Source organism: Phycisphaerae bacterium (genome assembly GCA_012729815.1).
Classification (GTDB): Bacteria; Planctomycetota; Phycisphaerae; order JAAYCJ01; family JAAYCJ01; genus JAAYCJ01.
Genome location: JAAYCJ010000288.1, coordinates 1 through 11,843, shown reverse-complemented (window position 1 = coordinate 11,843; position 11,843 = coordinate 1). Strand labels below are relative to the sequence as shown.

General features: G+C 63.4%; 10 protein-coding genes. 3 read left to right on the top strand and 7 right to left on the bottom strand.

The genetic code is table 11. From position 1 onward, the window contains the following. From GXY33_18525 to GXY33_18510, 4 genes are all read right to left on the bottom strand, one after another. The coding region (locus GXY33_18525) for a hypothetical protein (protein NLX07136.1) at positions 1–986 on the bottom strand (986 nt) is incomplete at its 3' end. Between the two features lie 14 nt (positions 987–1,000). Continuing rightward, positions 1,001–2,917, bottom strand: coding sequence for a hypothetical protein (locus tag GXY33_18520; GenBank protein NLX07135.1), 1,917 nt, complete (start codon positions 2,915–2,917; stop codon positions 1,001–1,003). 20 nt (positions 2,918–2,937) lie between these two features. Further along, complete coding sequence (locus GXY33_18515) at positions 2,938–3,696, bottom strand: prepilin-type N-terminal cleavage/methylation domain-containing protein (GenBank protein NLX07134.1); 759 nt, start codon at positions 3,694–3,696, stop codon at positions 2,938–2,940. Then, on the bottom strand, positions 3,681–4,730 hold the full coding sequence (locus tag GXY33_18510; protein NLX07133.1) for a substrate-binding domain-containing protein: 1,050 nt from the start codon (positions 4,728–4,730) through the stop codon (positions 3,681–3,683). Before GXY33_18510 ends, GXY33_18515 begins: the two co-directional genes overlap by 16 nt. Positions 4,731–4,911: 181 nt before the next feature. On the opposite strand from GXY33_18510, the gene GXY33_18505 reads away from it, so the two are divergent. From GXY33_18505 to GXY33_18495, 3 genes are all read left to right on the top strand, one after another. Further along, complete coding sequence (locus GXY33_18505; GenBank protein NLX07132.1) at positions 4,912–5,583, top strand: TIGR00266 family protein; 672 nt, start codon at positions 4,912–4,914, stop codon at positions 5,581–5,583. A gap of 21 nt (positions 5,584–5,604) precedes the next feature. After that, a complete protein-coding gene (locus GXY33_18500; protein NLX07131.1) occupies positions 5,605–6,696 on the top strand; it encodes a hypothetical protein in 1,092 nt (363 codons plus the stop codon). A gap of 139 nt (positions 6,697–6,835) precedes the next feature. Beyond that, positions 6,836–7,222: a DUF4870 domain-containing protein gene (locus GXY33_18495; protein NLX07130.1), complete on the top strand. Its 387-nt coding sequence runs from the start codon at positions 6,836–6,838 to the stop codon at positions 7,220–7,222. 127 nt (positions 7,223–7,349) lie between these two features. On the opposite strand, the gene yidC is transcribed toward GXY33_18495, so the two are convergent. The 3 genes from yidC to GXY33_18480 form a co-directional block, all read right to left on the bottom strand. Then, entirely contained in the window at positions 7,350–9,371 is a 2,022-nt protein-coding gene (gene yidC, locus GXY33_18490) for a membrane protein insertase YidC (protein NLX07129.1), read from the bottom strand. A gap of 239 nt (positions 9,372–9,610) precedes the next feature. After that, entirely contained in the window at positions 9,611–11,068 is a 1,458-nt protein-coding gene (locus GXY33_18485; GenBank protein NLX07128.1) for a VWA domain-containing protein, read from the bottom strand. Between the two features lie 236 nt (positions 11,069–11,304). Continuing rightward, on the bottom strand, positions 11,305–11,843 hold a 539-nt coding region (locus GXY33_18480; protein NLX07127.1), incomplete at its 5' end, for a VWA domain-containing protein.

Here is an 11,843-nt window from a genome sequence, read left to right as displayed (position 1 = left end):
GCCTTGGCCGGGTCGGGCGTCAGCGTCACGTCGAAATGCTGCAATCGCACCGCGTTGTAGCCCATCCGGTGCAGCGTCTGGGCCAGCAGTTCCGCGTCCTGCTTCGACGGATAGCACAACTCATAGCACAGGTTCGGTCCGAACAGCCGCACCCGCCGGCCCGGAAGGTTCTTGAATTCGAAACGCCCGTCACGCACCACCACGCGCCCGTGCTGGCCGGCCGGCGCCTCGTTCAGGAACGAAAAGTCCATCACGCTGTCCGGCTCGATCGTCTTGAGGTTCTCGATCGGCTGCCAGTCGTCGTTCTGGACGATCATGTGCGGGCCGGAGCTTTCTGGCAGGGCCAGGTCATCTTCCGATCCGGTGATCGCCACCACCGCCCAGACGGATTTTCCCGATCCGGTCAGCGTGAGTTTTTCGACGGGTTTGCCCTCGAGGGCGAACTTCGAGGCGTAGAGCCCGACGTAGGCTGAGTTATTGTCCGACGTCCAGACCACCGCGCCGTTGGCGACAGGGAAGGGGATCCACCAGTCGTCCAGGTCGCGCTTGGCGATAATCTCAATGGTCTGATCCATTCCATCGGCGTAGGCGACGCGGATCGTTCCGATCGGCGACGCGTCCTTGGGCGTCCAGGCCGAGCCGTGCAAAAGGTAGAGGAACTTGAGGCTCTGTCCGTTCACCGGGATATCGGCCTGCTTGAGGAAATACTCGCGTTCCGGGCCGGCGAAAATCAGGCACGATCGTCCGCCGTTGGCGTTGGGGTCGATCACCTCGAACTCGATCTTGCCGTACCGCTGCCGGCCGACGGGCATCGAACGCAGGTCGTTGACGCGGCCCTGGTCGGTCCAGCCGCCCTGACGGTCGCCTTCGACCTCGTCGGCAAAGCCCATGTTGGCCGCCGCTGAGATGTCGATCGGCTCCTGAGCCCACACCGCTCCCGCCGTCATCGCCAGCACCGCCAACGCCATCGCAATCATCCGAGCCATCTGGCCTCCTGTGGTCAAGAAATCGTGTACTCGTCCTTGTCAAAATCGACCGTGATCGTCGTGCCGTCGGCATAGGCGACGCGCTGACGGCGGCGGGAGTCATCCAGGAACTGGTGGCTGACCATCTCCTGCAGGGCCAGTTTTTCCTGAATCTGGCAGAGCGTCCGGACCGTTGCCAGCTCCCGCTCCGATGGTTCCAGCGAAAGGTACGGCATACCCGCGTTCATCAGGGCGTGCAAGACGCTGCTGTCGCCGTCGGGAATTCCCCAGCCGCCCTTGCCGTCGATGTTCACGCTCCACGGCAGCATGATCGCGTCATGGTACACCAAATTCAGCAGCGGCACGGGAATGCCGTTGGCCGGGCCCCGGCCGGGATTCGGAACCAGCGGGTACGGACCGTGGTGCACCAGGTCCAGATGCGGGATCGCCCAGTCGCACGGCTCCTCGGAACTCACCACGCCCAGAATCGCCCGCACCTGGCCAAGACACTTCGCCCAGTTCGCCAGGCACTCGCGCCGGGTCACCGGATGTTCCGGATTGAAGCACTGATCCGGCGGAACCACCGCGATAACGTCCAGATAGGCTCCGCGAATCCTGATTCCCAGGTCGATCAGCGCCCGATGGTTCCTCGCCTGGGCCAATGGCGACAGACTCGAACACAAAAGGCCCTCGGCGCCGCCCGGCCAGGTTGTCTCGTAGTGGCGCTTGCCGTTGGCGTCCTCCCACACCTCGTGCCGCGCGTCGTGGGCCGGTCCGTCGTGGAAGTAGTCGCGATACTGATCGTGGATGGCGAACAGGAAGTTCAATTCGTCGCACGCATCGGCGAATCGCTTCATCGCCTCCCAGCCGCCGGCCTCTTCGCACGGCGGCATGTGGTCCGGATGGAAATTGTCGTACCCGCGATATCCCCAGCCGTCCAGGTGAACGTAGGCCTTGCCGATCCCTCGCGAGGCTAGTTTCCGCAGCTCCGCAACTCGCTGGTCGAACGTAACCAGTTCGTGGTTCTTCGACGGGGCCTCATGGTTGTAATACGACGATGACGGCTCCATGTGGTACAGAATGCCCGTGTGGACCACCGGCGAACCGAGCAACCGGCCGACCAGCGGGTTGCGGGCGATCTTCTCACGCAGCGAGATGAATTGCCCGCTCTCGATCACGTGCCGCCGGTACCGTTTGGCCAGCGTCACGTAGTCGCCCTCGTCAAACGCACAGAACCGCACTTTACGCGGATAGGCCAGCCGGCCCAGTTGGTCCAGCCACTTGAGCGTCACTTGCGTCGGCCCGCCGGCCGGGTGCTCCAGCTTGGCCGAGGCATCCACCGGCGTTTCGAGGATCGTCATTGCCGCCGCCCGTCCTTGCTGATATCCCCACCACGGCATGTAGAACCCGCGGCCGTACATCCGGTCGTCGTACTGCACGACCGCTTGCGGGAAGTCCTTGGGGATCAGCACGCCCTGCATGTTCGGCACGACCGTCACGTCCACGCACGCCGGATCGACCATCTTCGGCCAGCGGCAATCGAGCACCGCGGCGCCCTGCTCCGTGGGAATCAAGTGGAACAGAATCTCTTCCGTTCCCAGCTCCATCGCGATGACCAGCCGAAGCTCCAGGTCGATCGAACCGAACTGCGGATGGACAAAGTCCCGCAGGTGGATCATCAAACCGCCGATGCTGCCGGTGTCGTAGTGCGAGACGTGCCGCGATCGGGCCGCCGTCAGCGCCATCGACGCCGCCGATCCGTTCCGCCCGACCGTCAGATCGTCGGCCTGGGAGCCGATCATCCGCCAGACGGTCTGCCCGCTGTGGATGCAAACGCCGAACGTCGATTCGTCGAACTGCACAGTTCGCCTTTCGCTGCGAATCGTCCAGGTCTTTCCTTCTTGAGACACCGAGATCCGCCGGCTGGATAGGAAATCCGCTCGCTCCACCATTCGTGTAGGCTCCTGCCGCTTTAGAATCGTTCCAGGTATTCCCAGTCGTAGGGATACGCGCCCACCGTCGCGTCGTAAGGGATCCAGACGGCGCTGGCGTCCACCCGCACCACGTTCATGCCTCGCCGCTGGTGGTTGCCGCTCCATATCTCCTGGTCCCACGGGCACGGCTGCCACCAGGCGAAGGCGTCCGCCGCCATCACCCGCTTGGGCGGATGGTTCGAACGCAGATTGAACGAATTCTCCTGCCCTCTCTGATACGAGCAGGGATACCAGCTCATCCAGTACGAGGTGGTGGGCCAGTCGGATGGTCCAAAGTCGGCCGGTTCGGTCCGGCCGTACAGGTCCGCCGGGCAGATCATCGCCGCGGGCACGCGGTTCTCCCTCGCTGGAACGGCAAAGGGATGGCTGATGTAAGGGAACAGCAGCCCGAATTGGGTATACATCTCCCAGTAGGCCCACACCGCCAGGTTGCCGCCGTAGTCTTCATGCATCTTGTCGCGATGGTTGTACGGCCCGCAATCGGCATGATCGTCGCAATAGAGATTCCAAGCCGTTCCCATCTGACGCGCGTTGCTTCGGCACTGCGTGCGATACGCCTGCTCCCGCGCCTCGCCCAGTGCCGGCAGCAGCATCGCCACCAGCACCGCTATAATGGCGACGACGACCAGCAGCTCGATCAGGGTGAACGTTCGATGCGATCCGCCGGGAGCGCGACGCGTCGTCTTCGACAAATCCGAAATCCGGAATCCGAAATTCGAAATTACGCTTGTCCGCATGACTGTCGCACCACCAATTCATAGTCCAGCTCAATCCGCTGCGGCTCGCTGAGCCGTCCCTGAATCGTATTGAGCAGAATACTCGCCAGCAAGTGCCCTTCCTCCACCAGCGGCGCGCGGGCCGTGGTCATGGGGCTGATCGTCGCCTTGGACATCGGCTCGTCGCCCATCCCCACCACCGCGCAGTCCTGTGGAATCCGCAAGCCTATCTGGTGCAGGACCGCCATCACCTCGGCCGCGATCAGATCGTTGAGCCCGAAAATGACCGATGGACGCTCCGGACGGTTCATCATCTCGCGGACCACGTAGAGAATCTCATTGAACCGGCGGACCTCGAAGGTGCAGTTCTCCTCCAACTCGACCCCAGCCGCAGCCAACCCTTCGCGAAATCCCCGCCCGCGCTCCTGCACGTCCTGGGTGTGGGAACAACTGACGGTGGCCATCCGCCGATGGCCCCGCTTCAGCAGGTGTTCAGCCAGGAGCCGCCCGCCTTGGCGATGATTGGCTGAGACGTAGCTGACCTCCAGACCGGGCACCTCGAACTTGCCCTCGACCACCACCGGCACCCTCGCGTCCTGGAATATCTCCACGATCCGGCGGGAGTCCTCGTAGGTCGGCGGCATCAGCACGACCCCCACGATCGGATTCCTCACCAGCAGCCGGGCCACCTGGACCGCACGCGAGACCGTCCCGTGGCAGTTGTAGGGGGCCACCGTGATCCCCGCCTCCAGCAGATCCGTACCCAGGCTGTCGAGCCAGTCGGCCGTCCGACCGGTAAATCCGGCCGGCAGCAGCACCGCCACTGTCCCGACGATGTCCTTTCGCGGATCGGCCACGCGAGTCCCCCGGCGCGGGCTGCGATGCACAAGCCCTTCCCGTGCAAGCCCTTGCAACGCCCGGTGGACGGTCAGGCGCGAGGTCTGCATCTCGCGGGCCAACTCGTGGTCCGGGGGCAGCCACTCGTTGGGCTTGTAGCGCCCGCTCGTGATGGCCTCGCGAACTATACTTCTAATATCTGAGTAGCTTTTAGCCAAAGCGCTCCTCGACACGGCGGCTCTTGCCGCTCTGGCTGCTAGTATATACTAATCGGCACCCTTAATCAATACCATAGCCGCGACACTTTCTGGGAATCTCCCAAAGATTCCAGCCGTCCTTTCGTCTGGACCGATAGGACAACTGACACGTTCCAAATAGAACCGCGCGAGGAGTTCAACCATGCAGCATGAGGTCCTTTACCGTCCGTCGTATTCCCTGCTTCGGGTCAACCTCGAGCGAGGCGAGAGACTTGCCGCCGAGGCCGGGGCGATGGTCTCGATGTCCAGCGGCATCGACATGCAGACGAGCATGAAGGGCGGCTTGATGGGCGCCCTGAAGCGCAAGATCCTCAGCGGCGAGAGCTTCTTCATCAACACCTTTGAGTCGCGGGAGCCCGGGGAGGTATGTTTCGCCCCGTCGCTGCCGGGCGATATTTATGACACGGAGCTTCGCGGGCAGACGCTGTTCGCCCAGTCCGGGGCCTACATCGCCTCGTCGCCGGAAATCCAGATCGACACCAAGTGGGGCGGGGCCAAGACCTTCTTTTCCCGCGAAGGCCTCTTTTTGCTCAAGCTCTCCGGAACCGGCAGCGTGTTCCTCTCCAGTTTTGGAGCCATTCACCAGATCGACCTGAGCCCCGGCCAACGCTACATCGTCGATACCGGCCACATGGTCGCCTTCGACGAAACCGTCCAGTACAGCGTCCGGCGGCTTGGGGGCCTCAAGTCCACGTTCCTCAGCGGCGAAGGGCTCGTCTGCGAGTTAACCGGACCCGGCCGGATCATGATCCAGTCACGCAGCGAAAGCTCGTTCCTCTCGTGGCTCCTGCCCAAGCTGCCGTCGAAGAGCTGATGGGACCGAACGCCTTCAAAGATGGATTCGAGAGAACGCACCTTCATCGCCCTGGACCACCAGCCGCCCGATCGCGTGCCAATCGACTTCTGGGCCTCGTCGGGCTTCAAACGCAAGCTCGCATTGGCGACGGGCATGTCCTTCCCGGACTTCCTCGATACGCACGACGTGGACCTTCGCTACATCGACGGTCCGGCGTACATCGGCCCGCCGCTGCGGAGGTTCCCCGACGGCAGCGATGAGGATCTCTGGGGGGTCCGGCGAGCGACGGTGGCGGTTGGCCCGCCCGATGCGAGCGAGTCGTACCAGGAGGTGTCGCACTCGCCGCTGGCGGAGGCGCGGACGGTCGAGGAGATTGAAGCCTACGGCCGCTGGCCCGATCCGGACTGGTTCGACTACGGCGTGGTCAAAGCCCAATGCCACGCCATCCGCGAACGCGGACGCGTGGCGGTCTTTATGGGCGACCGGCTCAACCGCATCGCGCAGCTCAAGCCCGCGATGTACCTTCGCGGGGTCGAGCGCATCCTGATCGACATGGTCGAGCAGCCGGACCTGGCCCGCGCGATCTTTGGCCGAATCCGCCGGTTCTATCGCCACTACGCCCAACGCATCTGCCAAGCCGCCGAAGGCTCGCTCGACCTGGTGCTCACCGGCGACGATTTCGGCTCGCAGAACGGCCCGCTCGTTTCGCCGCGGATGTGGGCCGATTTCCTCGGCGACGGATTCGCCGAGTACGTCGGCCTGGCCCAGAGCTTCGGTCTCCGCGTAATCCATCACACCTGCGGTTCGGTCCGGCCGATCGTCCCGCTGATGATCGAACGCGGCCTCGACGTCCTCCAGTCGCTTCAGCCGGAGGCCGCCGACATGGACCCGCGCACCCTCAAATCGCAGTTCGGCGACCGCCTGGCGTTTCACGGCGGGATATCCATCCAGCGGGCCCTGCCCTTTGGCCGCCCGCACGACGTGGCCGTCGAGGTCAAGGACCGCATCGAGGCCCTCGCCGGCGGCGGCGGATACATCCTCTGCACCTCGCACAACCTTCAAGCCGACGTCCCGATGGAAAACCTCGTCGCCCTGCTCGACGCCTACCGTCGCTACGGGCGGTACGCCTGATGCCGCCAGAAGTCTCGTGCGTCTGGAGGAACGCGCCGTTACCATTCACTGCGTCTTGTGAATATCGGCGGCGAGATGGGTGGCCCGTGGTGGGCGGCCGATTCGCCGCTGCACTTAGGTCCAGAAAGAAGGGACGACCATGGACGAGCAGAACGCTCCCGTAACCCCGCCGCCGCCGACCGGTCCGGATCAGGACTCCCGCCGCTGGGCGATGATCACGCACCTCTCAGCCCTGATCGCCTACGTCGGCGTGCCCTTCGGCCACATCGCCGGTCCGCTGATCCTGTGGATCATCAAGAAGGACCGGTCTCCCTTCATCGACGACCAGGGCAAGGAGGCGGTCAACTTCCAGATTTCCATGACGATCTACGCCCTGATTTCTGCGGCGCTGACCCTGGTGCTGATCGGCTTCGTGCTCCTGGCGATCCTGGTCGTTTTGGACATCATTCTGATCATCATCGCCGCGGTCCAGGCCAACATCGGCCAGGCCTACCGCTACCCGCTGACCATCCGGTTCCTGAAATAGCGCACCAGAGCCGTCTCCTTGTCGCATTCTTCCCCTACAGGTTCCTGACGACTGCAAAAGAAAAGGCAAGAGGCTCGATCCCGAGTCCTCTTGCCTTCTTTTCGACTTGGAGGTTCTTTCCCGCCGGTTACTTTTTCCGCTTGGCCTTCTTGGCCTCCTGCTTGGCGGCCTGTTTGACCTTCTCCTCGGCCTCCCACTGTTTGGCCTTAACCTCGAGCTTCTTTTGCCACCGGCTCCAGAACGATTCCTTCCTGGGCCGCTTGCCGCCGGGATAGGCCTTCTCCTCTTCCTCCAGGTGCTGGCGGATGCGGCGGTTCTCGAAGAACCCGATGACGTTGCTGGTCAGAATGTAGAGGTTCAATCCGCTCGGAGCGTTGTAGAGGATCAACGCGAAGAAGACGGCCATGAAGTAGAAAATGAATTTCTGCTGCTTGGCCTGGGCCGGGTCGGCCATCGCCTCCGCCGCCTGCGGCTGGAACTTCTGCTGAAGCAGCATCGAGACGCCCAGCAGCAGCGGCAGGATGTTGAGCCCGTGGATCGGGCCGGTCAGGCTCCCGATCAGGGGCAGCATGAACTCACCCGAAAAACCGATGATCTGGTCCGGGCCGGCCAGGTCGTTGATGAACCAGAAGAACGGCTCGTGGCGCAGCTCGAACGTGTTGTTCAGCGCCGTCCACAGGGCGATCCAGATGGGCATCTGCAGCAGCATCGGCAGGCATCCGAGCATCTGCGTGGCCGGATTGATGCCCTCCTCCCGGTACAGCTCCATCGTTGCCTTGTTCTGGGCTTCGCGGTTGTCCTTGTACTTCTCCTTGATCGCCTGCATCTTCGGCTGCAGCTTCTTCATGTCACGCTGCATCCGCATCATGTTCTTCTGCGCGCCCTTGGTCACCGGGTGCAGCAGCAGCCGCACGATCACCACCATCAGGATGATCGCCAACCCGTAGTTGCGCGTCACGGTGTGCAGGCCCTTGAGCAGGGCGATCATGATCTCAGCCAGCCACTGCATCGTGCACCAGGAGTACTCCACGGTGCCGATGTAGTTCAGGCTGCGGTAGGGCTCCTGGGCGAAGATCTCATCCGACTTGGGCCCCAGAAACAGATCGAAGTCCAGTTCCGCCCGCTCCGACGGCTGGATCGAAAGGGGCCGGCTCGTCCACACCGAGCTCAGGTCCTCGCCGAGCTCCTTATCCGGAGAATAGGCCGTGGCCTCGATGCTCGCGATCCTGGCCCGCGTGGCCTGATCGGCGGCCAGAAGGGCGGCAAAATACTTGTTGGTCTGCCCCGCCCAGACCACCTGCTCGTCCACCGCGCCCAGGCGATAGGCCATCCCTTCAGCCTTCTGCACGTGCTTGCGGTCCACCGGCTGAACCGTTACCTCCTGGCCTCCCGGTTGGACCAGTCCGGCAAACGATTTGCGGTAGCTGTCGCTTCGCGGGTCTTCCTGAGGGATTCCCATCGGGCCCCGCTGGCGAAGCACCACCTCCAGCGGCTGATCGGAGAGGTTCTCGACCGCCAGGTTCACCGCCACGTCGAAGCTCTGCTTGGGCACGACGTAGGTCTTGGTCACCCGCAGCAGGTCTTCGCCCTCGCGGCGAATATCCACCCAGAAACGCACCCGCTGCTCGTCATCGCCCGTCGAGACCTCGTACCGCCAGTCCCGCCGATCGAGGCCTACCTGCCACTTGGCCCCGTCCGGGCCAAAGACGGTCAAGCCTTCGGTGGCCAGCGAGTCGCGGACGTCGGTCCCGTAGTCGACTTCGGTCAGCAACTGGTACGGTTTGTCCAGCTTGCCCACCTCCGCGGAGTACTGCGCCAGTTCCGCCCTGCGGACCGCCGCCCCTTCCGTCGTCAGCGTCAGCCGCGAGCGATACCCGTTGCCGCGCTCGGCGTTGCCGATCACGATCTGCTCGTCGTGGACCTCAGCCGTCTCGACCGCCAGCACGCCGCTGTCGGCCGACATGGCGGGCTCGGTCCAATCCGTCCTTGCCGGCTTGGTGCCCTGCGTGGCCGCCACTTGGGTCGCCGCCGGTCCCGTCGTTGCCGTCGGACGCGGCGGTGCGGGCCAAAGACGCGTGGATATCTGGGTCCAGACCATCAGCGCCAGGAACGACAGCGCCATGGCCGCGATCAACCGTTTCCATTCCATACTCTGTCTCTACCACTTTCCGAAACACGCTTTTGACACCCCTGCCCTGCCTGTAGGTCAGCTTGGGTGATACGCAAGATTGATAATGATACGTCGGTACTTGATCCCAGTCAAACACTTTGCCGCCGCCTTCCGGCCCCCTCATGGGGGTGGAAGGGCGCAAAAAAAGCGGCCCGGGCGTCGGCCCGGGCCTTCGACGTGGGAAACCAAGAGTTTCTCAGGGACACGCCGCCCCTGAACTATTCGATCAGCCGCACGGGCCGTCGTCCGCCGAGCGTCCGGAACACCTGCCGGAGGTCTTCCTCGTACTGCGAGATGGCCAGAGTGGGCACGTGGTAGTGCTCCCCCTTGCCCAACTCGGCCAGTTCCGCCATCAGCTCCTGGTCGGCCACCGAACCCAGCGAAATGGTGAAAATCTGGATCCGGTTGGCCCCAGTCCCCGTCGCCGATTCGATGCACACCTCGCGGGCGATCTCCTCGTTGTCGGGCCGGTTCGCCATGCCGTCGGTCATCAGGATCATCACCTTCTTGGCCGTCGGCCGCGCCCGCGGACCAAGCAGTTCGGCCACCGCCAGATCGACGCCCGACGCGATATTGGTCTGGCTGCCGTAGCTGCCCGCCTGCTGGCTGTACGCCTCGACGGCGATCGCCTCGAGGTCGTAGGTCAGTTCGTGTTCGATCCTCGACGTGTCGCAGTAGGAAACCAAGCCGACCTGATCCGAACTGTCAATCGAAACCAGGTACTGGCACAGCACGCCGATCGCCTGCTTGAGGGCGTGCACCGGCTGGACCCGGGTGTTCGAAAGCTCCGGCGTTTCCCACTCGCAGTGCCGCTTGTCCAGCAGGTAGTGAACGAACGTCCGCAACCCGTAGCGGTCCTCGTAGGCCCGTTCGTCGGCGTCCCGCCAACTGTCGTCCAGGCTGGTCTTGACGTAGTTGATGTACTCGTCCCAGCTTCCCTGCGGATAGGGATACGGCACGTTGGTCAGACCCAGGTAGCTCTTGATCTTGCTGGTGTACAGCGAGGAGGAGTAATAGGGCATCTGTGAAGCGCTGCTGTGGAACGCCGTCATCTTGCCGAAGGTCGGCGAACCCAGGTCCTCCCAGACCTGCCGAATGTTGATCTCCGTCTCGCTCTCGTGCTTGAGCTGGCTGTCGTAGCTCATCGAGTTCGACAGGTCCATCACGATCACGATGTCCCGCGGCACCAGCATCGCCGTCGCCGAGGCGCCCAGGTCGGCCTCCGAAACCCCAAGGAATGGGCCCAGAAACAGTTGCAGCGCTCCGTTGGGCGAATCGGAACTCCGCCGCACCCGGATCCGAACCGCGTCGGGAGGTTCGGCGCCCGGCTCGAAGGCGTACTTGCCTCCGCTGTCCATTACCGCCCGTCCCAGCGTTACGTCGTCCTCCGACAGGTCGATGGCCACTCCGCCCGCCTCATTGAGCTGACTGTAGTGACGGGCGATATCGAACGCCGTGGTTTCCAGTTCGCTGCCCGCCAGGCGACTCGCCGCCGCCATCGCCGCGGCGTCCGCCGTCCGCTGAAGCTCCGCCTGCGTCGAATAGATGTACCCGACGTCGACCGCCAGGGCGGCAAACCCGACCATGACCGTCATGGTCGCCGCCACCCACACCGCCGCCACCGCCCGCTTCGCGCGGACCGATGGCACCTCTCTGACTCGCCCTTGCATTCCCATTCTTACTCTCCTTTAGATGAAAGTGCAGGTGCACGGTGATCTTGTTGTCATTCACCCCTGATAAGTTAGGTAAGAAGGGAATTCTCTATCTTAACATTACAATAGGTGGCGGGTTAATGCAAACGCCTAAACACCGGTCCGCAAATGCGGCGGCGGAGATGATCGAGGAACGTCTCCCGCTGCCGAGAGGCAGCCTCTCTCATCTCCGCCAGCACGTGCACCTGTGAGCCGGACTGCTATTCGATCAGCCGAACGGGGCGCCGTCCGCCGAGGGTCCGGAAGACGTCCTGGAGATCCTCCTCGTACTGTGAGATGGCTAGGGTCGGCACGTGGTAGTGGACGCCCTTGCCGTTTTCGGCGAGGTTGGCCATCAAATCCTGGTCGGAGACCGATCCGATCGAGACGCTGTAGATCTGCACGTGCTGCTCGCCCGCGGCGTCAGCGGCGTCGTAACAGGCCTGCCGGGCTTCCGTCTCACCGTTGGGCCGGTTGGCCACGCCGTCGGTCATCACGATCATCACTTTCTTGGCCGTCGATCGCGAGCGAGGTCCGGTCAACTCCTGGACCGCCAGAGTCATCCCAGCCGAGATGTTCGTCATGCTTCCGTAACTGCCTGCCTGCTGAGAGTAAGCGGTGTCGCTGATGGTCTGAAGATCGAACGTCAGCCCCTGCTCGAGCCGCGCGCTGTCGCTGTAGGACACCAACCCCACCTGATCGGCGCTGTCCATTGAGATCAGGTACTGACACAACACGTCAACGGCTTCTTTCACCGCGT